15 protein-coding genes are annotated in these 21825 nt (G+C 57.5%); 7 read left to right on the top strand and 8 right to left on the bottom strand.

The features are described from left to right. The first annotated feature begins 73 nt into the window (after positions 1–73). Positions 74–994, top strand: a complete 921-nt coding sequence (gene mak, locus ACT3RT_RS05055) for a fructokinase (protein WP_034792477.1) — start codon at positions 74–76, stop codon at positions 992–994. A 233-nt stretch (positions 995–1227) separates the two neighbouring features. Here mak and eat read toward each other — a convergent pair whose 3' ends face one another. Both eat and ACT3RT_RS05045 read right to left on the bottom strand, forming a co-directional pair. Further along, on the bottom strand, positions 1228–2592 hold the full coding sequence (gene eat, locus ACT3RT_RS05050; protein ID WP_485903528.1) for an ethanolamine permease: 1365 nt from the start codon (positions 2590–2592) through the stop codon (positions 1228–1230). Positions 2593–2622: 30 nt separating this feature from the next. Then, positions 2623–3936 carry an aspartate aminotransferase family protein gene (locus tag ACT3RT_RS05045; protein WP_353503144.1) on the bottom strand — a complete coding sequence of 438 codons (1314 nt, stop codon included), beginning with the start codon at positions 3934–3936 and terminating at the stop codon, positions 2623–2625. Positions 3937–4199: 263 nt separating this feature from the next. Here ACT3RT_RS05045 and ACT3RT_RS05040 point away from each other — a divergent pair, with 263 nt between their 5' ends. Beyond that, complete coding sequence (locus ACT3RT_RS05040) at positions 4200–5210, top strand: phosphotransferase enzyme family protein (RefSeq protein WP_485903530.1); 1011 nt, start codon at positions 4200–4202, stop codon at positions 5208–5210. Positions 5211–5359: 149 nt separating this feature from the next. Then, positions 5360–6484, top strand: coding sequence for an AraC-like transcriptional regulator QhpR (gene qhpR, locus ACT3RT_RS05035; protein WP_485903532.1), 1125 nt, complete (start codon positions 5360–5362; stop codon positions 6482–6484). Here the strand turns inward: qhpR and ACT3RT_RS05030 are convergent. The 5 genes from ACT3RT_RS05030 to sbcD form a co-directional block, all read right to left on the bottom strand. Next, positions 6462–7283 carry an ABC transporter ATP-binding protein gene (locus ACT3RT_RS05030; protein ID WP_185689386.1) on the bottom strand — a complete coding sequence of 274 codons (822 nt, stop codon included), beginning with the start codon at positions 7281–7283 and terminating at the stop codon, positions 6462–6464. The two genes, qhpR and ACT3RT_RS05030, sit on opposite strands and share 23 nt — an antisense overlap. Next, positions 7280–8044 (bottom strand): ABC transporter permease, encoded by a 765-nt coding sequence (locus ACT3RT_RS05025; protein ID WP_353503141.1) that lies wholly within the window; start codon positions 8042–8044, stop codon positions 7280–7282. Before ACT3RT_RS05025 ends, ACT3RT_RS05030 begins: the two co-directional genes overlap by 4 nt. Before the next feature lie 15 nt (positions 8045–8059). Then, the gene (locus tag ACT3RT_RS05020; RefSeq protein WP_154145615.1) at positions 8060–9082 is read right to left on the bottom strand and encodes an ABC transporter substrate-binding protein; all 1023 of its coding nucleotides are present in this window, start codon (positions 9080–9082) and stop codon (positions 8060–8062) included. Between the two features lie 230 nt (positions 9083–9312). Continuing rightward, positions 9313–12561 (bottom strand): exonuclease subunit SbcC, encoded by a 3249-nt coding sequence (gene sbcC, locus ACT3RT_RS05015; protein WP_496202585.1) that lies wholly within the window; start codon positions 12559–12561, stop codon positions 9313–9315. After that, on the bottom strand, positions 12558–13796 hold the full coding sequence (gene sbcD, locus ACT3RT_RS05010) for an exonuclease subunit SbcD (protein WP_496202584.1): 1239 nt from the start codon (positions 13794–13796) through the stop codon (positions 12558–12560). Before sbcD ends, sbcC begins: the two co-directional genes overlap by 4 nt. A gap of 226 nt (positions 13797–14022) precedes the next feature. Here sbcD and phoB point away from each other — a divergent pair, with 226 nt between their 5' ends. The 4 genes from phoB (at position 14023) to proY (ending at position 19546) form a co-directional block, all read left to right on the top strand. Then, positions 14023–14712, top strand: coding sequence for a phosphate response regulator transcription factor PhoB (phoB, locus tag ACT3RT_RS05005; RefSeq protein ID WP_034792463.1), 690 nt, complete (start codon positions 14023–14025; stop codon positions 14710–14712). Positions 14713–14827: 115 nt separating this feature from the next. Further along, the gene (gene phoR / locus ACT3RT_RS05000; protein ID WP_185689390.1) at positions 14828–16153 is read left to right on the top strand and encodes a phosphate regulon sensor histidine kinase PhoR; all 1326 of its coding nucleotides are present in this window, start codon (positions 14828–14830) and stop codon (positions 16151–16153) included. A gap of 521 nt (positions 16154–16674) precedes the next feature. Beyond that, positions 16675–17994, top strand: a complete 1320-nt coding sequence (gene brnQ, locus ACT3RT_RS04995; RefSeq protein WP_034792453.1) for a branched-chain amino acid transport system II carrier protein — start codon at positions 16675–16677, stop codon at positions 17992–17994. Between the two features lie 154 nt (positions 17995–18148). Then, positions 18149–19546, top strand: a complete 1398-nt coding sequence (gene proY / locus ACT3RT_RS04990) for a proline-specific permease ProY (RefSeq protein WP_353503137.1) — start codon at positions 18149–18151, stop codon at positions 19544–19546. 197 nt (positions 19547–19743) lie between these two features. Here the strand turns inward: proY and ggt are convergent, their stop codons facing one another. Continuing rightward, positions 19744–21504 (bottom strand): gamma-glutamyltransferase, encoded by a 1761-nt coding sequence (gene ggt, locus ACT3RT_RS04985; protein WP_496202583.1) that lies wholly within the window; start codon positions 21502–21504, stop codon positions 19744–19746. Positions 21505–21825: the final 321 nt, after the last annotated feature.

Genomic DNA, 21825 nt, shown 5'->3' with positions numbered 1-21825 from the left:
CAGACTGGTCGCTGGGCTCTACACTGATTAACCTGAACACCAGAAATCGCAGACAAAACCAAGTGAGGCACCCGTGCGTATTGGCATTGACTTAGGTGGAACAAAAATCGAAGTGATCGCGCTGTCCAACGAGGGGCGCGAGCTGTTTCGCAAGCGCGTAGATACGCCGCGAAATGATTATGAAAAGACCCTAAAAGCCATCGAAGGGCTGGTGCTGGACGCCGAAAAAGCCACCGGCCAGCGCGGCAGCGTCGGGCTGGGTATTCCCGGCACGCTGTCGCCCTTCACGGGCAAAGTGAAAAACGCCAACTCGGTGTGGCTCAACGGCCAGCAGCTCGACGAAGATCTCGCCACACTGCTCGAGCGCGAAGTGCGTATCGCCAATGACGCCAACTGTCTGGCGGTTTCCGAAGCCACTGACGGCTCGGGCGCGGGCAAAAAAGCGGTCTTCGCGGTGATCATCGGTACCGGCTGTGGCTCGGGCATTGCGCTTAGCGGCGAAGTCCATGCCGGAGGCAACGGCAACGCCGGAGAGTGGGGCCATAACCCACTGCCGTGGCCGGACGAAGACGAAATTCGTTTCTCGCAGGAAGTGCCGTGCTACTGCGGCAAATCAGGCTGTGTCGAAACCTTCTGCTCCGGCACCGGTTTTGAAGAGGACTATTTCCGCCTCTCAACCCAGCGTCTGAAAGGGCCGGAGATCATCAAATTAGCCGACGAAGGCGACGCCGTGGCCGAGCTGGCACTGGGCCGCTATGAGCGCCGACTGGCGAAAGCTTTGGCAAACGTGGTCAACATCCTCGACCCGGACGTGATTGTCCTCGGCGGCGGCATGAGTAACGTCGACAGGCTCTACCAGACCGTGCCTTTACTGCTCAAGCAGTGGGTATTCGGCGGCGAGTGCGAAACGCCAATCCTCAAAGCCACCCACGGCGACTCCAGCGGCGTGCGCGGTGCCGCGTGGTTGTGGCCGCAGGAACGTATGCCACTCTAATAATCCTTCTTACTTACCCACCCCAAAAAGAAATGGGTCTGCCAAATCTCCCAAGCAGACCCTTTAATAGTGATTCGATACTGACTGTCCAGTCATGCCCGATATCAGGGAAACTAAGGGGATGAGGTTCCCGCAGGGACGCCTCACCCCTTAGTAAGCCCGTCAGTCTCGATCAACTATCCATCGCCAATCTCGGCTCCGCCGCTCTAACCCCAAAGGCAGACCCACTTTTTTCACTCCCCCTCTAACATCAGATCTTTTGGCGCGCTGCTGCGCTGCACCTTGGTGGCCGCGAAATAGAGATAACCCACCGCCATAAACAGCACGAACACCCCGGCAATTACTAAATTGAACCACAGCATCGCCAGCAGACAGACCACCGCCAGCACCAGCGCAATGGCCGGAACCAGCGGATAGCCCGGCGCGCGGAAGCTGCGTGCCATCTCTGGGGCAATTTTGCGCAGGCGGAACAGGCTCAGCATGCTCATGATATACATCACAATCGCGCCAAATACCGCCATGGTGATCATCGCCGCCGTCAGCGACATGCCTTGCAGATTAATCAATCCGTCGCTGAAAATCGCCGCGATGCCAATCACGCCGCCGAGCAAAATCGCCCGGTGCGGCGTCTGAAAACGTGACAGTTTCGCCAGCCCGGAAGGCAAATACCCGGCGCGAGCCAGCGCGAAAAACTGCCGCGAATAGCCCAAAATAATGCCGTGAAAGCTGGCAACCAGCCCGAACAGGCCAATCCACACCAGCATGTGCATCCAGCCGGAGTGCTCGCCAACCACCATCTTCATCGCCTGCGGCAGAGGATCATTGATATTGGAAAGCTTGCTCCAGTCGCCCGCGCCGCCGGCCATCACCATCACGCCAATCGCCAGCACCACCAGCGTTAAAATTCCGCTGATATAGGCTTTGGGAATGGTGCGTTTGGGATCTTTGGCTTCCTCGGCGGCCATTGCAGCGCCTTCGATAGCCAAAAAGAACCAGATAGCGAAGGGGATCGCAGCGAAAATGCCGGAAAACGCCGGTAAGCCGAAATGCTCGCCGCCCGCCCAGCCGTTGAGCACAAAATTACTCACGCTGAAGCCCGGCGCGACTACGCCCATGAACACCAGCAGTTCCAGCACCGCCAGCACGGTAACCACCAGCTCGAATATCGCGGCCAGCTTCACGCCGAGAATATTCAGCGCCATAAACACAACATAGGCTCCCAAGGCGGCCACTTTAGGGTTGAGGTCGGGAAACTGCACGTTCAGGTAAGCGCCGATAGCCAAGGCAATGGCCGGGGGCGCAAACACGAACTCAATCAGCGTCGCCATTCCGGCAATGAGCCCGCCAGTTTCGCCAAAGGCGCGGCGGCTGTAGGCGAAAGGCCCGCCGGCGTGAGGAATGGCGGTGGTCAGCTCGGTAAAGCTGAAAATAAAGCAGGTGTACATGGTGGCGACCAGCAGCGTAGTCACCAGAAAGCCCAGCGTCCCGGCTACGCCCCAGCCATAGCTCCAGCCAAAATACTCACCGGAAATCACCAGCCCGACGGCAATCGCCCACAAGTGTACCGTGCCCAGCGTCGGTTTAAGTTGTGATGTCATTGTGCTCTCCTGAACCAGTTGAAGGGATATTCAGAACATTTTGCTAAGGACGTTCTCCAGCGCGCCGACCAGAACCTCTGCATGTTCGGCGGTAAACACCAAAGGTGGACGAATCTTGAGGATGTTGGCGTGCGGCCCGGATGCGCCAATTAGCACGCCTTCTTCGCGCAGGGCGTTGACCACCGCCAGCGCGGTAACGGAGTCCGGCGCGCCGTCGGCCGTGACGAAATCTACGCTGACAAACAGGCCCGCGCCGCGCACGCTGCCGATGGCCGGGAAACGCTGGGCCAGCGCGCTGATGCCGTCGAGAATGGCTTTGCCCGCGCGGCCGACGCTCGGTATCAGGTTCTCCTGCTCAATCACTTCCAGCACGGCGAGGCCGACGGCGGAAGAGACCGTGTTGCCGCCAAAAGTGTTGAAATAGCTCGATTCGCTGCCGAAACGCTGCAAAATATGCGGCTGAATGGTGATGCCCGCCATCGGATGACCATTGCCCATTGGCTTGCCGAGGGAGACGATATCCGGCAGCACGCCGTGGCGCTGAAAGCCCCACATGGTTTCCCCCGAACGGCCATAGCCCGGCTGCACTTCGTCGGCGATGTACAGCGCCCCGGCGTCGTGGATCACGTCAATCGCCTCTTTCAAGAACCCGGCCGGGTCGAAGAAGCCGCCGTCGCTGGTGAAGAAGGTGTCAATCATCAGCGCCGCCGGTTTGATGCCGTGACGGTGCATATCGGCCAGCGCCGCGCGAATATCATTGGCGAAGCGTTTGCCCACTTCCGCCGGATTGGCCGGGTTATGGATAGGGGCCGGGATCACCCGCGCATCGCCATTCACCTTAACGTAAGGGCCCATCGACGCCGATAGCCCGGCAATGGCTTTGGTCATGCCGTGGTAACTGAACTCGGTCACAATCACCCCGGTGCCGCCGGTAAAGTCTTCGGCAATGCGCAAGGCCAAATCGTTGGACTCGCTGCCGGTGCAGGTGAACATCACCTGACTCAGCTCGGCGGGCATGGTGCCGACCAGCTTCTCGGCGAAATTCAGCACATTTTCATGCAGGTAGCGAGTATGGGTGTTGAGGGTTGAAGCCTGACGTACCAGGGCTTCCAGCACGTGCGGGTGGCAGTGGCCTACCGACGGCACATTGTTGTACACATCGAGATAGCGGCGGCCTTCGGCGTCATACACCCACACCCCTTCACCGCGCACCAGATGCACCGGATTCTTATAGAACAGCTGATAGGCCGGGCCGAGCAAGCGGCGGCGGCGCTCAATCATCGCCAGATTCTCAGCCGGAATATTGCTGCTGGCTGCGGCGTCAAAGGCATTGGTTTTCAACATGATAATTTCTCCTGACAGGCGATGAAGTTCTGGTTGCCGGGCGTCCCGGTAGTGGAAGTGTTTTGATAATGCGCTGGTCACTACGGCAAAACTTGACCGTGGAATGGCGATTCGCGCGCCCTGAGGTCAAGTTTCCTCCTCGTGGGGAGCTTGCAACGTCTGCGGTCAACATTTGCTCTTGCCGGGTCAAGCAGCAAACGCGGCGGGCTCTCATTCTGAAGGCCGATTCATTTGATTGATTGCCACCTGCCGGAGTGAACACTATGAATGCCAAACAGTCCGATACGCTTGATGCCGCCAGCCTGACCCAGTTAGCCCGCGAGGCGCTGCTGCGCTATCACGCCGCTTTTCGCGGGGAGTTGTCTCTTTTGTGCCGCTCGGAAAACGCCACTTTCTTGGTGCGTGGTGACAGCGGCCAGCGTTTTGCCTTACGCATTCATCGCGGCGATTACCACCATCGCGACGAGATAGAGAGCGAGTTGGCGTGGCTGGACGCTCTGCGTCATACCGGCATCATGGTGCCAGAGGCGATTGTGGCGCTCGACGGTCATCGGGTGCAGACCCTGCCGGTGAGCGACGGCGAAAGCCGCAATGTCACCTTTTTCCACTGGATTGAGGGCGAGATGCCGACCACCGAGGTTGATCCGCGCGCCTTTGCCCAGTTGGGAGAGGTGACGGCACGCCTGCATCAGCACAGCCGGAACTGGGTGAAGCCGGAAGGGTTCCGGCGCATCGTCTGGGATCACGACACCATGGTTGGCCCGCAGAGCCATTGGGGGCGCTGGCAGGACGCGCCGGGGCTGCGCGAAGAGGATTTCCCACTGATTGAACAGACCATCGGGCACATTCATCAGGTGCTGCAAGACTATGGCAAAAGCAGCGAACGCTTCGGGCTGATCCACGCCGATCTGCGCCTCACCAACCTGCTGATGCATGAGGGCGAAACCCGGGTGATCGACTTCGACGACTGCGGCATGGGCTGGTATATGCATGACGCGGCGGCGGCGATCAGCTTTGTCGAGCACCACCCGCGCGCCTCGGAGTGGGTCGAGCACTGGCTACGCGGCTATCAGCGCGTCTGCCCGCTGAGCGAGGCGGATCTGGCGGTGATCCCCACGATGATCGTTCAGCGGCGGATCCAGCTGCTGGCTTGGCGCGGATCGCACGCCACCACCGAAATGGCGCAAAGTCTGGGGGATGATTGGGAAGCCGAAAGCCTGCGTTTATGCCGCGATTATCTCGCACGCCTGCCGCAACATCAGGCGCGGGCGTGAAGCAAGCTGCACGTTTTCTGTGCGCCGCTTGGGGCTTTGTCCAGCCCTGCGGCGCTAAGTCTCTGTCCTGACTGCATTTGTTCTTCCCGCCGTGCTGGTACGAAACTTGCAGAACTTCCTGACCTGTTTGCCTTATGGAGTGGAAGAACATGCACACTGAACCTTTACTTCAACCACTAACCGGCTTCACGCCGGGTTTGAACGGGGCGCTCAGCGCGCTGGGGCAGCACGAGGCTGGCAATCGCGGCGTGCTGGCCGCGGCGGCGTCGGGGCTTAGCGAGTTTATTCTGTCGAAAGGGGCGGATGTGGATCGCGTGCTCGGGCTGTGCCGCATCAACCCCGAACTGCTGCAACAGCCCACGCTGAGCCTAGGCTTGCCGAACTACTGTCAGGTGCTGGAAGAGGCGGCGGTGCAGTCGGGCTGCGATAACTTCGGTTTGCACTATGGCAGACAGTTCAAACCCCAGTCATTGGGGCTGATTGGCTACATTGGCCTCTGTTCTTCTACGGTAGAGACCGCGATTCAAAACGTGGTGAACGCCTTTCCTTTTCATCAACACAACACCTTGACCCGGCTGGTGGACAAGGGCGATCACTACCGTTTTGACTATCAGGTGCGCCACGGCAGTATTTTGTGTAAACGGCAGGACGCCGAACTGACGCTGGGGATGATCCTCAATCTGTTGCGCCACGGCTTAGGCAAAAGCTGGGCACCGCGTGAAGTGCATTTTGAGCACCCGCGCCCGCACCAGTGGCACGAACACTGCAAAATTTTCGACGCGCCGGTCTACTTCGACCAGCCTTACAACTCATTGCTGATCGCCAAACGCGATTTGCAGCGCGCCATGCCGGAGCGGGACAAAACTCTGCTGCTGGTGATGCAAGACGCCATTCGCCGACTGAACGCCGACGCGCCTTCGCAGCAGTCAATCGTCGACAGCGCCCGTTCGCGAGTGCGTCAGGCACTGCTGCGCGGCGAGCCGGTATTGGATGAAGTGGCAGACAAACTGGGCCTGTCAGCCAGCTCCTTACAGCGCCGCCTGCGCGAGCAGAACCTAAGCTTTACTCAGCTGGTGGACAAGGTGCGCTGCGAGCTGGCGACCCACTATTTACAGCAACAGCAGCTGCCGATTTCGGAAATGGCGCTGCTACTCGGCTACTCCGAAGTCAGCGCCTTCTCGCGAGCATTTCGCCGCTGGTTTGGCGTCAGCCCGCGCCAGTGGCGGCAGGCCGGGGCCAGTGAGGAGTCCACTACAGCGCCATCTCGCGTTTAAACACTTCCAGCGTATGGGCTTTGACGCGAATAAATTCGGCATGGCTCATGATCTCGGCGTCGCGTGGGCGAGGCAGGTCGAAAGGCACGATTTCCGCGATGCGAGTTGGTCTGCGGGTCAGCAGCAGGATCTCATCGGCCAGAAATACCGCGTCCTCAAGATCATGAGACACAATCACCATTGTCACGCCGGTCGCCATCTGAACTTCCTGCAACTTGTCGCGGATAAACAGCGTCATTTCGAAATCCAGCGCTGAGAAAGGCTCGTCGAGGAACATCACCTCCGGGCGCGTCGCCAAAGCGCGCATGATGCAAACCGTCTGCTGCTGGCCGCCGGAAAGCTCATAAGGGTAGCGTTTGAGGTCAAAACGAATATCAAACATCGCCACCAGTTCGGCCACCCGTGCCTCCACTTCGGCTTTGTTCATGCCGTGGCGCACCAGCGGGTAGGCGATATTGGCCCACGAGCTCATCCACGGAAACAGCGCGTCGCGATAGTTCTGGAACACATAGCCAATGGTGGTTTGCGCCAGCGTTTTGCCGTCGAACAGCACCTCGCCCTGATCCAGCGGGATCAGCCCGGCCACCATGTTCATCAGGGTCGACTTGCCGCAGCCGTTAGGGCCGAAAATGGAGACAATTTTTCCGCGAGGCAGATCCAAATTAAAGTCGGTATACAGCGGCTGGCCGGCAAAAGATTTCGACAAGCCGCGAATCGTCACGTGGGTGTCGGGGCGAGAAGGGTACTGCGGCAGCTGCGGCCCCTTGTAGTCATCGCGAAGTGAGAGAGGTTGCGTCATGCTTTGCTACTCCAGTGAACGATACGTTTTTCCACCAGCAGGAAGGCCAGATTGAGCAGGTAGCCGATGGCCCCGGTGATCAGGATTGAGGCATACATGTCTTTGATATTGAACACTTGCTGGGCGTCGATGATGCGATGACCCAGGCCGGTTTCCGCACCGATAAACATCTCGGCGACAATCACAATTACCAGCGCAATCGACACGCCGGTGCGCAGGCCGACAAAGGTTTGCGCCAGACTCTCCATCAGCATGATGTCTTTGAAAATGTGCCAGCGCGAAATCCCCATCACCTTGGCAGCCATCAGCCGGGTCTTCTTGGCATTCATCACCCCATAGGCGCTGTTGAACAGGATAACCAGCACCGCCGCGAAGGCCGCGATGGCGATTTTGTTGGCGTCGGTAATACCAAAGATCAGCATAAACAGCGGGATAAGCGCCGAAGAGGGCGTGGAGCGGAAAAAGTCGATGAGGAATTCCAGACTGCGGTAGACCTTTTCACTGCTGCCCAATACCACCCCCAGCGGCACGCCAATCACCGCCGCAAAGGCAAATGACATCAGCGTGCGATAGAGCGTCGCGCCGATATCCGTGCGCATGCTGGCGTCGGAAAACGACTGGAACATATAGCTCAGCGTCTCAACCGGCGAGGGCAGCAGCACCGGATTCAGCCATTTCGCGCTGACAGCTAACTGCCAAAACAGAAACAGCAGAACCGGGCCGATGAGCGGCAATAATTTCGTAGACCAGCGTGAAGTCATGGCGGTTCTCCCCGTTTAACCTTGATAAATCAGCGATGCCACGTCCACCGGCTTGCTGAAAATCTTGCGTTCAGTAAACACGTCATAGAATTTCTGGAACCACTTCAGGTTGTCGCCGTTGAGCTGCGGATACATGACGAAGCCCGGCAGCGGCACTTCGCTGACCAACGCAGGCTCTATGCTGGTATACCCGGCGATGTTGGCGCGGGCCTTGTCAGGGTTGGCTTGGATGAACTCCACGGCTTGGGCATAGGCGGCAATAAACTTTTTCGCCGCGTCCGGGCTGCTTTTAATAAAGGCCGTATTCAGCGCCGCCGCGCCGCCAAACCACGGGGCATCGGCATCGCCCAGCACATATTTCGAGATAACCCCGGTTTCCAGCGTGCGCGACAGGTGCTTCATGCGTCCGACGGTGCCGGTAGGTTCGAGAGTGTAGACGCCATCAATCTGGCCCGCCGCCAGCGCTGGGGCGTGCTGGCCGACCGGCAGTTCAATCACCGAGGGGTTGGTGAAGCCGTTTTTCTCCAGAATGATTTTAGCCATGGTGACGTTCTGAATGCCCGGCCCGCAGGCGATTTTCTTGCCTTTCAGATCAGCAATCGACGTGGCCTTGCTGTCGAGTGGCACTAAGAATTCGTCCAGCACCAAGGTGCGATTCGACGGGTTCGAGCAGATGATTTTGAACAAGTCGGGCTGGGTGATTGCGCCAAGCCCCAGCGCGCCGGTCGCCGTGCCGTTGGCGCAGCCGTGTATGCGGCCGGTAAGCATGCCTTCGATAATCTGCTGGGCACTGGCGAACTTCACCCCTTTGACATTCAGCCCGGCCTGTTTGAAAAAGCCCTGCTCCAGCGCGACATAAAAAGGCAGGCCGCCAACAATCGGCCAGTAGCCGATACGGATTTCATCGTCATCGGCGGCAAAGGCGCTGGCGGGCACCATGCCGCCGAGGGTCATGGCTCCGCCGGTGATCGCCAGCCATTTCATCAGTTGGCGGCGGCGGGGATTGACGAGAGATGACTCAGGTTTGCTGTTTTTCATCGACTGGCCTCTTGCGGGTTAATGAGGGGTTGCAGCTTGTACCGCAACTTGTATACATAACACTAAGCACAGGCCGTGCCATGTTGGTCAAAAGCAGAAAAGCCTGCATTTTCAGTAGACTAAAACAGGAGAGGTGCACCGCGCTGGTGCGCAAGGTGAGAAAAGCTGGGTTATAGATGTGCAAATGGCTAGCGGTTGGCTAGCCATTGTTGGTTCTCAACGGGCGAAAATCAGACTTTAAACTGGCTGCTCAGACGGCTGACCCCCAGACCATTCACCTTGGTGACTTTGATTTGCACCGGGATGCGGTCTTTCATGGCCTCAACGTGGCTAATCACGCCGATGGTTTTACCCGAGGCGTTTAGGCTGTCGAGGGCATCCAGCGCGGTGTCCAGCGTGTCGGCGTCGAGGGTGCCGAAGCCTTCATCCAGGAACAGTGAGTCAATGCGAGTCTTGTCACTCACCAGATCGGAGAGCGCCAGCGCCAGTGCCAGACTGACCAAGAAGCTCTCGCCGCCCGACAGGGTGCGGGTGTCACGTACCGCGTCGGCCTGCCAGGTATCCACCACCTGCAACTCCAGCGCGTCGCTGGTTTTGCGCTGCAACAGGTAGCGGCCGTGCAGCTTTTCCAACTGCTTGTTTGCCAGATACACCAGATGATCCAATGTCAGACCTTGGGCGAATTTGCGGAATTTCGCGCCGTCGCTGGAGCCAATCAGCGAGTTCAAATAGCCCCAGTCGTCGCACAGCTGCTGGGACTGAGCAATCTGCGCGATCAGGTTTTGCTGCCCCTCGCGGCGTGCGACGTCGGTGGTCAGCTGGTTGCGGATCTCCCCCTGACGCTGCTGCAAGGCTTTTAGCTGCTGGGCCAATTGCTCGAGGCGTTCGGCCAGCGGCGCGGTATCACTGTCGGTTTCACTCAGGGTTTCCGGCCGCTGTTGGCGCTGCTGCTCGAGAGTGAGATTGGCCTGTTCCAGCAGGGCGCGATGCTCGGCCAGTTTCTGCTGAAGCTGCTCTTTTCGCTGCTGCAACTGCTGGCGCAGGGTGTCGTCGAGCAGGGCGAGGCTGACCGCCTGCTCGTCGGCGAAATCACTGGTGCTTAGCGCCTGCTGCCACGCACTTTCGGCCTGTTGCAACCGCGCGGTCAACTGCTGCTGAGAGGCGGTTGCGCTAGCAACCTGCCCGGCCAGCCTGTCGCGCAGCTCCTGCGATTTTTGAAGCTGTTCGCTGGCGGCCTGCAAGGCATTTTCACTGGCTTGCAGCTGGGCGCGCAACTGCTCGCGTACCTGAGAAATCTGCTGTTCGCCAAACAACGCCACCCGCTGCTGGCGGAGCTTTTGCAAGCTTTCGCCATCTTGAGCGACCTGCTGCTGAAGCTTTGCCAACTGCTGCTGTTGCTGAGTATGGTTGCTCTGCATCAGCGTGAAGCGTTCCGTTAATAACGCGGCCTGCTGCTGGGCTTTAAGCTGCTCATTCTGCGCCGCCGTCAGGGCATCTTTTGCCTGCTGTAACGCCCGTGCCTGCTGCTCATGCTGGCTGCTAAGCTGCTGACACTGCTGCTCTTCTTGGTCGCGCTCTGCAAGCCATTGCTCCAGCTGCGCCGCGTCTTGTAATTCAAAACTGAGATTGAGCGGGGCGCTCAGCTGCTGCCAGCTTTCGAGATAGGCTTTCTGCTGGTTTTGGTCCCGTAGCAGCTGGTTTTGCAGCCGCGCCTGCTGCTCTTTCAGGCTCTCGGTTTTGGTTCGCAGCTCGGTGCCTTGGGTGTGCAGCGCTTCGGTTTTGGCGCGCATTTCTGCCACCCGTCGCTCGGTTTCTGACGGCTTAACTGACTGATATTGCTGAATGGCCGGGTGCTCGGTCGAGCCACAGAGTGGGCAAGCTTCACCAGTTTGCAGACGCGAACGCTCGGCTTCCAGACTGACAATCAGCCTCTCCTGCTCGAGCAGTTTTTCGACGTCGGTCTGGTGGGTTTTGTGCTGCTTAAACTCTTGGCGGATCAGCTCCAGCTGTTTCTCAGCTGCGGACAATTCAGCCTGACGCTGGGCAAATTCTTGGCTCTGTTGCTCAACTCGCTGGCTGATTTGCGGATACTGCTGGGCGAGGGAAAACAGCTGTTGGCGCACCGGGCGCAGGCGAGTCAGCTCGGACTGGCGCTGCTGCAGTGCCGTCAGTGGATGGCGTTGTTCCAGTTCGGCCTGCTGCTTTTGCTGGCTGCCCAGTGCGGCGGCGAGAGTGGCCTGCTGGGCTTGATGCTGCTGACTCTGCTGCTCCAGCTTCAGGCGATCCGCGCTGAGTTGTTCTAAGGTTGCCGCCAGCTCAGTCGCCTGCTTTTGGGTGTCGGCCAGCGCCTGTTGGCTGTCTGCCTGTGTTTTATCTAGCTGGGCAATCTGGTTGTCCAGCGGCTGCACCTGCTCGTCCATCAGTTTCTGCTGCTGCTCTTGGGTTTGAACCTGCTGCTGGCGAGCCGCGCGGGCCTGCTCGACGGCCTGCGCCAGAGGGGCCATCTGTTGAAGCTGATTGGCCTGCTGCTCGCCCAGTTCTTTGAGATGCTGGCTGAGTGCCAGATTGTCCTGCCGCAGACGATTGCGGTCATTGAGCAGGGGGCGAAGTTTTTCCGCCGGTTCGCTCTGCGCCAGTTGCAGTAACTGCGGCGCGGCCTGCGCGACTTCCTGCTCGCTGGCCTGAAGCAGTTGCTGATATTGCTGCTGCTTGAGCTGCGCCTGCTGCCACTGTTGCAGCCAGTTGAGGTCGCGCTGCTGCGCCTGCGACTGCTGGCTAAGCTGCTGTTCTTGCTGGTTTACCTCGGCCAGTTGGCCTTCCAAAAGCTGGCGCTGCTCTTCGCTAAGCAGCTCAATGCCCGCCATGCGCTGGTGTAAACCTTCGAGCTGGTTTTTCGCCTGCTTGTGCTGCTCAAAAACCTGCTCGGACAGCCGACCGTAAATCTCGGTGCCGGTCAGCTCTTCCAGCAGCTCGGCGCGGTCATTGGCGTCGGCGTTGAGGAAGGCGGCAAACTGGCCCTGCGACAGCATCATCGACTTGGTGAACCGGCCAAAATCCAGCCCGGTGAGCTGGGCGATGGTGTCGAGCTTGTCGCGCACTTTGTCGGCCAGGATCTTGCCATCTTCCAACAGCGCCAGTTCTACCTTCGGCGCTTGTAGGTTGCCGTCCGGCGAGTTTTTGGCCCGGCGCTGGCTCCAGAAGGCGCGGTAGCCAACACCCTTAACTTCAAACTCCACCTCGGCCAGTGATTCGGCGGTGTGGCGAGTCATTAGCTCGTTTTGGGTTGGCGACACGTTGAGGCGCGGCGTCTGGTGATACAGCGCCAGACAGATGGCATCGAGCAGGGTGGTTTTCCCCGCGCCGGTCGGGCCGGTAATGGCAAAGAGCCCGTTGCTGGCAAAAGGCTCGGCGGTGAAATCGATTTTCCATTCGCCTTCCAGCGAATTGAGGTTTTTAAGCCGCAGGCTGAGAATTTTCATTGTGCGCCGTCCTCCGCTGACTCGCCGCTTTGTACTTGTTCTACGATTTGCGCGAACAGGGTGCGCATTCTGTTTTGGCGGCTTTCATCGACTTCGCTTTCCAGTGCCAGACGGCGCTCGAAAACTTCGCTGACGCTCAACTCGCTCAAGGTCTCTTTTTCCTGCTGCGAAATACTGTTCAGCCGCTGCTCTTTGCTGCGGCGCAGCAGCACCACTTCCACCGGCAGCTCGGCGGTGAGGGCCTGAATGCGGCGCTGAATGTCGCTCAGGTAGTCCTGCGTGGCGACCTCGATATCCAGCCACACCGGCTGGTCGCGGGCGGCGTCGGTAAACTGTTTCAGCTGCTGTTCGATTTCTGCCAAGGAGCCTTTGATCATCTGCATTGGTTGGAATTGCGGGATCTCCAGCGTGTCGATGCTGTTTAACTGGTCGCCGGTGAAATCCAATAAATAGACGCTTTTCACCTTACTAAGCTCGTCAAAGCTCAGGGCAATCGGCGAGCCGCTGTAGCGAATATGCTCGGTTTTCGCCACGCACTGGGCGCGGTGAATGTGGCCAAGGGCGACATAATCTACCGGCGGGAAAGCCTGCGCCGGGAAGGCGTCGAGGGTGCCGATATAAATGTCGCGCACCGAGTCCGAGGTGCTGACGCCGACGGTCGTCAGGTGGCCAGTGGCGATGATCGGCAGAGGCAGGCCGAGTTTCTGGCGTTCGGCCTGCGCCGCCTGGTAGAGCGCGTGATAGTGCGCGGCGATGGCTTCCTGTAACGCCAGCTGCTTGTCGCTGCCGGACTGCCCGGCCTGACTGGCAATCAGGTCGCGCGGGCGCAGGAAGGGAATGGCGCACAGCACTGCGCCCGGCTTGCCGTCGCGATGATTTAAGGTCAGAACCTGCTGGGATAGGTCTTCGCCCACGGTGGCAATCACCCGGGTATTCAGACAGGAGAGCAGCTCGCGGGACTCATTCAGCGTGGCGACCGAGTCGTGGTTGCCCGCCAGCACGATCAGCTGGCAGCCGGTGGTTTGCAGCTCGACCACAAATCGGTTGTACAGCTCGCGGGCGTAGCTCGGCGGCGAGCCGGTATCAAAGATATCGCCTGCCACAATCACGGCGTCAACCTGATGGCGTTCCACCTGTTCTATCAACCAGCGTAAGAATGCCTGATGCTCGGCGGCACGGCTTTTGGTGAAGAAATACTGGCCAAGGTGCCAGTCTGAAGTGTGGATCAGGCGCATGAATCTCCCGTCGGTGGTGTGCTGCAACAGTTTGCCGCAAAGTATAAACGTCAGGCTGGGGGCTGTCCTCGCTAAATCAGGCGGATTTCAACGACATGACGCATTAATGAAGGCTTAGCTACACTTAGTTTGGCTGCTGAGCGATTTTCATAAAAATGTCACAAAACTGACGCATAATCCCCTCCGCAATCAAACAATGATCGCTAACCTTTTGGCAGGACCTACGATGGCTAGACGTATTTTAGTGGTTGAAGATGAAGCTCCGATCCGTGAAATGGTGTGCTTTGTGCTGGAACAAAACGGCTATCAGGCAGTGGAAGCAGAAGATTTCGACTCGGCAGTTGCCCGGTTGATTGAGCCATTCCCCGAGCTTATTTTGCTCGACTGGATGTTACCGGGCGGTTCCGGCATTCAGTTTATCAAACATCTTAAACGTGAAGCCCTAACGCGTGAAATCCCGGTCATGATGCTGACAGCCCGTGGCGAAGAGGAAGACCGAGTGCGCGGTCTGGAAGTGGGCGCGGACGACTACATCACCAAGCCTTTCTCCCCGAAAGAGCTGGTGGCGCGTATTAAAGCCGTAATGCGTCGAATTTCCCCGATGGCGGTGGAAGAAGTGATCGACATGCAGGGGCTGAGCCTCGACCCTTCTTCACATCGCGTAATGGCGAACGAGCAGGCGCTGGACATGGGGCCAACAGAATTCAAATTGCTGCACTTCTTTATGACGCATTCTGAGCGGGTTTACAGCCGTGAGCAGTTGCTGAATAACGTCTGGGGCACTAACGTTTATGTTGAAGATCGCACGGTAGACGTTCATATTCGTCGCTTGCGCAAAGCGTTAGAAACCAGCGGACATGACAGAATGATTCAAACGGTACGTGGAACGGGTTACCGGTTCTCTACCCGTTACTGAGTCATTTATACCCTTGATACTTCAGGTTGTCTGGGCGCAAGGCCGCGCTCGGTAACCCCATGATTTTGGGTATAGTATGTAGGGGCCTTTCGGCTCGCCGCAGCGGAGAATCTGTGTGTTAGAACGTCTGTCCTGGAAGCGTCTGGCGGGGGAACTGTTTCTGTTCTGTCTGCCAGCATTGATCATCGGTATTTTCTTCGGCCATTACGGATGGCTGCTATTTGCGTCGCTGCTGGCGGCGCTGGGCTGGAACTATTATAACCAGCTTAAACTCTCTCACTGGCTGTGGCTCGATCGCAGCATCACCCCACCAAATGGTCGCTGGAGCTGGGAACCGCTGTTTTATGGGTTGAACCAGATGCAAATGCGTAACCGTCGGCGTCGGCGTGAACTCGGTCAACTCATCAAACGTTTTCGCAGCGGGGCAGAGTCTCTGCCCGATGCCGTGGTGCTGGCGACCGAAGAAGGCAATATTTTCTGGTGTAACGGCTTGGCTCAGGATTTGTTGGGATTCCGCTGGCCGGAAGATAACGGGCAGCATATCTTCAACCTGCTGCGTTACCCCGAGTTTCGCAGCTGGATTCAGAACCGAGAATTTAACCGTGCGCTGAATTTGCAGCTCAACAATGAGCACTACGTTGAGTTCCGCGTGATGCCTTATTCCGAAGGTCAGCTGCTGATGGTGGCGCGTGACGTCACCCAAATGCGCCAGCTGGAAGGGGCGCGTCGCAACTTCTTCGCCAACGTCAGTCATGAGCTGCGCACGCCGCTGACCGTGTTGCAGGGCTATCTGGAGATGATGGAAGACGCCAAGCTGGAAGAGCCATTCCGCAGCAAGGCGCTGGACACCATGCAGGAGCAGACGCGACGCATGGACGGACTGGTGAAACAGCTGCTGACGCTGTCTCGCATCGAAGCAGCCACCAACATTGATCTCAATGAGAAGGTGGATATGCCGCTGATGATGGGTATGCTGGAGCGCGAGGTGCAGACTTTAAGCAATGGTCGCCACGAGATTGTGTTCCGCGTAAACGACAAGTTGCAGGTGTTTGGCAATGAAGATCAGCTGCGCAGCGCGGTGTCTAACCTGGTGTATAACTCGGTGAACCACACGCCGACTGGCACGCGCATTGAAGTCAGCTGGCAGCAAACGCCGCTGGGGGCGCAGTTTCAGGTCAGTGATAACGGGCCGGGCATTGAGCCACAGCACCTGCCGCGCCTGACGGAGCGCTTCTACCGCGTCGACAAAGCGCGATCTAGACAGACGGGCGGCAGCGGGCTGGGGCTGGCAATCGTTAAGCACGCGCTCAGCCACCACAACTCCAAGCTGGATATCATGAGCGAAGTGGGTGTCGGCACGCGATTTATGTTTACCCTGCCACAGCGTCTGGTGGTGCCAGCCAGTTCCGCTACGCCGGGCAAAGTGAAAGATACGAAGTAATATTCTGCTGGCATAAATGTTAAAAAATAAAAGCTGCTCATCGGGCAGCTTTTTTCTTTTCTGCCAGAGGCTTACCCCAGCCTGCTAATCAGTAGCTCAACCTTTCATTAACACCTTATAAACGTGCGGGAAACGACCGGTTCTTGGTGATTTCGCGCAGTTTTAGCGGCAATAGTCTGTATCTTGTGCTTAATTTGATGAATAATCATACATATCATGTTTTGCATATCTCTAGTGACTTAGTGATATGCACTGCTTTTTGGTAAAAGTCTGGTCTAAGGCTCTGCTTTTTGGATCTCGGCTTGCCTTTTCACGACATAAACGTTTACCTTAGCGCCCGCTGTCGCTGAACTATTCCTGAATTACAACATTTCATCTGCATATCATCAGGCATTTTAGGCTTCTTTCTCTCCTCGAAATGGCATTGTCAGGCGGTTATCTCGCTCATTGACGTTATAACGAAAGAACAGGCGTTAGCATCGGTCACTTTATTCATTTGAACAGGCAACACGATACCAATCATGAGTACTCGTTTATCAAGCAAAGATATTTTGGCGTTGGGCTTTATGACCTTCGCCTTATTCGTCGGTGCCGGGAATATCATCTTCCCGCCGATGGTCGGTTTACAGGCCGGTCCCGCAGTCTGGTGGGCGGCGGCAGGGTTTATGATAACCGCCGTGGGCCTGCCGGTCATGACCGTGATTGCACTGGCTCGTGTGGGTGGTGGTGTTGACGCGCTGAGCTCGCCGATTGGCCGCGCCGCGGGCATTTTGCTGGCCACGGTTTGCTATCTGGCCGTCGGGCCGCTGTTCGCCACGCCGCGTACCGCCACCGTCTCTTTTGAAGTCGGGATCGCACCACTAACCGGCGACGGCCCGCTGCCGCTGTTCATTTATAGCGTCGTTTACTTCGCGCTGGTGATTGGTATCTCCCTCTATCCGGGCCGCCTGCTGGACACCGTGGGCCACTTCCTCGCGCCGCTGAAAATGGTCGCGCTGGGCGTGTTAGGCCTGGCCGCCGTGCTGTGGCCAGCGGGGCAGAGCATGCCTGCTGCCGAAGCCTACCAGCACGTGCCTTTCTCCAGCGGTTTCGTCAATGGTTACCTGACGATGGATACGCTGGGCGCGATGGTGTTTGGTATTGTTATCGTTAACGCGGCGCGCTCTCGCGGCGTGTCCGACGCCAAGCTGCTGACTCGCTACACTATTTTGGCGGGCCTGATTGCCGGTGTCGGCCTGATGCTGGTCTACCTCAGCCTGTTCAAACTGGGCGAAAATAGCGCCTCGCTGGTGCCTGACGCCACTAACGGCGCGGTTATTCTGCATGCTTATGTCGAACACACCTTCGGCGGCGTGGGCAGCTTCTTCCTTGGCGCGCTGATTTTCATCGCCTGTATGGTGACGGCGGTAGGCCTGACCTGTGCCTGCGCGGAGTTCTTCGCCCAGTATCTGCCACTCTCTTATCGCTCGCTGGTGTTTATCCTCGGCCTGTTCTCTATGCTGGTGTCGAATCTGGGCCTGAGCCATTTGATTCAGATTTCTATCCCGGTGCTGACCGCGATTTACCCGCCTTGTATCGTGCTGGTGGTGCTGAGCTTCACCCTGCGCTGGTGGAATAGCACCACGCGCATCGTGGCACCGGTAATGGTGGTTAGCCTGCTGTTCGGACTGGTGGATGGCATTAAAGCCTCGGCTCTGGCTGATATCATGCCAGCCTGGACTGCGAATCTGCCGCTAGCGGCGCAGGGCCTGGCATGGTTGCCACCTTCGCTGGTGATGCTGGTTCTCGCTGGGATTTACGACAAGATTAGCGGACCGCGCAGCGTGACGGCTCATCAGTAAATGACATTGGTGGTTCACTGGCGTCACGTTTCAGTCATATAATTGCGTTTGAAGAATGTTTCGCCAATCAGGCCACGGAAAACCCTTCCGTGGCTTTTTCATTGGTTTGAGTCCCTCATCAGCCTTGATGAACAAAGGAATTGGATAAATTCACATGCAGCAATCAGTTGAGAAAGAGCCGCCAGCGACTAAGTTAAAACGCGGCCTGACTACCCGACACATTCGCTTTATGGCGCTCGGCTCGGCCATCGGCACCGGCCTGTTTTACGGCTCGGCGGACGCGATTAAATTAGCCGGGCCAAGCGTGTTGCTGGCCTATCTGGTCGGCGGGATCGTGGCGTTTATCATCATGCGCGCGCTGGGTGAGATGTCGGTTAACAACCCGCAGAGTGGCTCGTTTTCGCGCTACGCGCAGGATTATCTCGGGCCATTGGCGGGTTACATCACAGGTTGGACCTACTGCTTCGAGATTTTGATTGTCGCCATCGCCGACGTCACCGCCTTCGGCATCTACATGGGCGTCTGGTTCCCCGAGGTGCCGCACTGGATTTGGGTGCTGAGCGTGGTGCTTATCATCGGCGGCATCAATCTGATGAGCGTCAGGGTGTTCGGCGAGCTGGAGTTTTGGTTCTCCTTCTTCAAAGTGCTGACCATCATCATCATGATTGTGGCGGGCTTTGGCATCATTATTTGGGGTATCGGCAACGGCGGGCAGCCTACCGGTATTCACAATTTGTGGAGCAACGGCGGCTTCTTCAGTCAGGGGATTATGGGCACCATTCTCTCGCTCCAGCTGGTGATGTTTGCCTACGGCGGGATTGAGATTATTGGTATCACCGCCGGAGAAGCTGAAGATCCGAAGAAGTCGATTCCGAAAGCCATTAACTCCGTGCCGTGGCGCATTCTGGTGTTCTACGTGGGCACGCTGTTTGTGATTATGTCTATCTTCCCGTGGAATCAGGTCGGGACGCAGGGCAGCCCGTTCGTGCTGACTTTCCAGCACATGGGCATCACCATTGCTGCCGGTATTTTGAATTTCGTGGTGATCACCGCCTCGCTTTCAGCGATTAACAGCGACGTGTTTGGCGTGGGCCGCATGCTGCACGGCATGGCGGGTCAGGGCCACGCGCCGAAGATGTTCAGCAAGGTGTCGCGTCGCGGCATTCCCTGGGTCACGGTGTTGGTGATGATGGCGGCGCTGCTGGTGGCGGTGTATCTCAACTACATCATGCCGGAAAACGTCTTCCTGGTTATTGCCTCGCTGGCGACCTTCGCTACCGTGTGGGTGTGGATTATGATTTTGTTCTCGCAAATCGCCTTCCGCCGCAAACTGAGCAAACAGCAGGTGAGCGAGCTGGAATTCCCACTGCGCGGCGGGGTGTTTACCTCGGTTATCGCGATTATCTTCCTATTCTTTATCATTGGCTTAATCGGCTACTTCCCAACCACGCGCGTCTCTCTCTACGCCGGGCTGGTATGGGTCGCCGTGCTGCTTATCGGTTACGCGTTTAAACGTCGCAACGACCGCAAGAAGCTGGCGGCGCAAAGCTAAGCAAGCACTTACATCCGTTAAAAGAAAAGCCCCGCGCTCACATAAGCTCGGGGCTTTTTCATATTTATGTTTAACCAAAATCATTCGCGCTGTATCAAGGCGGCAACTGCCCGAATCCTCAGGAGCTTACATCAGTAAGTGACTGAGGTGAGGGCAGGCAGCCAACGCCGATACGGTGCGAAGGATGAAGGTTAAGGTTAATAGCCGATGGCGGCGCCAGCTGGTCGACGCACATCATTCGCGCCATACAGATAGCCTTCACGCACTTTGCCCGACACCGCCGAGTCATTGCCCGAGTTAGCCGGCGTCACGCCAACCGCACCCGGCAGGCCGACCATAATCAGCTCGGTCGCGCCCCATGGGGTCTGCTCAACCATCTTGTAGCCCATCTTGGCCAGAATGTTCAGGCTGTCGGCTGAAACGCCTCGCTGCTCGTAATACACCTCATCCGGTAGCCACTGGTGGTGGATACGCGGCGCGTCAACGGCTTCCTGCGGAGGCATGCCGAAATCAATCACGTTGAGGGCAGTTTGCAGGGTGATAGTGATGATGCGCGAACCACCCGGTGAACCTAGAACCATGAAGATCTTGCCGTCTTTGGTCACTAAGCTCGGGCTCATGGAGGATAGTGGGCGCTTACCGGGGGCGATGGAGTTACGCGTGCCCTGCACCAAACCGTAGAGGTTTTTCTCACCCACTTTGACCGTGAAGTCGTCCATTTCGTCATTCAGGAAGAAGCCGGTTCCTGGCGCGATAACCACGGAACCAAAGCGGCCGTTGACGGTGTAAGTGGTGGAAACCGCGTTACCCATGCTGTCGACAATCGAGTAATGAGTGGTTTCTGGCTTTTCGTGCGGCTCCATTCCCGGCTGAACTTGTTCGGAAGGCGTGGCCTTATCTGCCTGAATCTTCTTACGAATCTCTTCGGCGTAGCTTTTGCTGACCAGACGATCAATCGGGTTCTTGATGAACTCCGGGTCGCCGAGATAGGTGTTGCGGTCCATGTAGGCGTGGCGCATGGCCTCGGTCATGTAGTGAATGGACGCCGCTGAGTTAAAGCCCATGCTCTTCAGGTCATAGCCTTCGAGGATATTGAGGATTTCGCACATGGTCACTCCGCCAGAGCTTGGTGGCGGTGCTGAGACAAACTTGTAGCCGCGATAGCTACAGGTGATAGGGGCCGTCTCGGTGACTTTGTAGTTGGCGAAGTCGGCGGCGGTCAGGATGCCTCCGCCTTTGTTGGACGCAGCTTCTACCGCAGCAGGGATTTTGCCTTTGTAGAAAGCGTCTGTGCCGTGTTTAGAAATGGATTCCAGCGTGTTGGCTAAGTCGGTTTGCACCAGTTTGTCGCCCGGTTGCAGGGCAGTGCCGTCTTTGCGCAGGAAAATGCGCGCGGCCTCAGGGTCTTCTTTGAAACGTTTTACCGTCGTGTCGAGGATATCCGTGTCGGCGCGGGTGAGGACAAAGCCTTCACGGGCCAGTTTAATCGCCGGAGCCATCACCTGCTCGCGGGTCAGCTTGCCGTATTCGCGCTGGGCGGTGTCCATGCCGAGCACGGTGCCCGGAACGCCCGAGGCGAGATACCCATACAGGCTGGCGTCTTTTTTCACTTTGCCATCGGCGTCCAGATACATGTTGGCACTGGCGGCGGCTGGGGCGGTTTCGCGGAAATTGATAAAGGTGTCTTTGCCGTCGGCAAGGTGCACCGTCATGAAGCCCCCACCGCCGATATTGCCACAGCATGGGTTAACCACGGCCTGAGCGTAGCCAACGGCCACGGCGGCATCAACGGCGTTCCCGCCCATCTTGAGAATATCGACACCCACCTGAGATGCCAGATATTGCGAAGTGACCACCATGCCGTTTTTGGCTTCTACCGCGGGGTTGGACGCCGCGTGAAGCGAGCCGCTGACCAGCAATGCCATTATGGTTAACGGCTTTTTCCATTTAAGTAACATATAAACTCCTGTTTGATACCCTGTCTGTGCAGAACCTTCAGGTTCTTGTGTGATAACGCTTTTTTTCTATACAACGTTCATTCTTGCCGGAGGAAACCATGCAAGGCGCAGGCCAATCTATCGCGCCACGTGGCAGGCAAAAATGAGACGTATTTAGGTTAGATGGAATAGGACTGATCGGGCAGAGTTTTATGAAATAAATGTGAAGACGGTGATGACTATGCGGGAAAAATGCGGGAAAAAAATCCCAAAAAAAAACGGCCAGCTAGGCTGACCGTTATTGCTCTGTTATTTTTTTTAAAGCCCTGAGGCTTAATAAAA

The organism is Ewingella sp. AOP9-I1-14 (assembly GCF_052375995.1).
Taxonomy (GTDB): Bacteria; Pseudomonadota; Gammaproteobacteria; order Enterobacterales; family Enterobacteriaceae; genus Ewingella; species Ewingella allii.
The sequence above is the reverse complement of the archived record's forward strand: the minus strand, read 5'-3'. Positions and strand labels throughout refer to the sequence as shown.

What these genes read in the sequence shown, in the direction of transcription:
- brnQ (WP_034792453.1), top strand. Translation starts at nt 16,675, where the DNA reads ATGAGTACTCGTTTATCAAGCAAAGATATTTTGGCGTTGGGCTTTATG.
- phoB (WP_034792463.1), top strand. Translation starts at nt 14,023, where the DNA reads ATGGCTAGACGTATTTTAGTGGTTGAAGATGAAGCTCCGATCCGTGAA.
- ACT3RT_RS05030 (WP_185689386.1), bottom strand. Translation starts at nt 7,283, where the DNA reads ATGACGCAACCTCTCTCACTTCGCGATGACTACAAGGGGCCGCAGCTG.
- sbcD (WP_496202584.1), bottom strand. Translation starts at nt 13,796, where the DNA reads ATGCGCCTGATCCACACTTCAGACTGGCACCTTGGCCAGTATTTCTTC.
- qhpR (WP_485903532.1), top strand. Translation starts at nt 5,360, where the DNA reads ATGCACACTGAACCTTTACTTCAACCACTAACCGGCTTCACGCCGGGT.
- sbcC (WP_496202585.1), bottom strand. Translation starts at nt 12,561, where the DNA reads ATGAAAATTCTCAGCCTGCGGCTTAAAAACCTCAATTCGCTGGAAGGC.
- ACT3RT_RS05025 (WP_353503141.1), bottom strand. Translation starts at nt 8,044, where the DNA reads ATGACTTCACGCTGGTCTACGAAATTATTGCCGCTCATCGGCCCGGTT.
- ggt (WP_496202583.1), bottom strand. Translation starts at nt 21,504, where the DNA reads ATGTTACTTAAATGGAAAAAGCCGTTAACCATAATGGCATTGCTGGTC.
- ACT3RT_RS05040 (WP_485903530.1), top strand. Translation starts at nt 4,200, where the DNA reads ATGAATGCCAAACAGTCCGATACGCTTGATGCCGCCAGCCTGACCCAG.
- eat (WP_485903528.1), bottom strand. Translation starts at nt 2,592, where the DNA reads ATGACATCACAACTTAAACCGACGCTGGGCACGGTACACTTGTGGGCG.
- ACT3RT_RS05045 (WP_353503144.1), bottom strand. Translation starts at nt 3,936, where the DNA reads ATGTTGAAAACCAATGCCTTTGACGCCGCAGCCAGCAGCAATATTCCG.
- ACT3RT_RS05020 (WP_154145615.1), bottom strand. Translation starts at nt 9,082, where the DNA reads ATGAAAAACAGCAAACCTGAGTCATCTCTCGTCAATCCCCGCCGCCGC.
- proY (WP_353503137.1), top strand. Translation starts at nt 18,149, where the DNA reads ATGCAGCAATCAGTTGAGAAAGAGCCGCCAGCGACTAAGTTAAAACGC.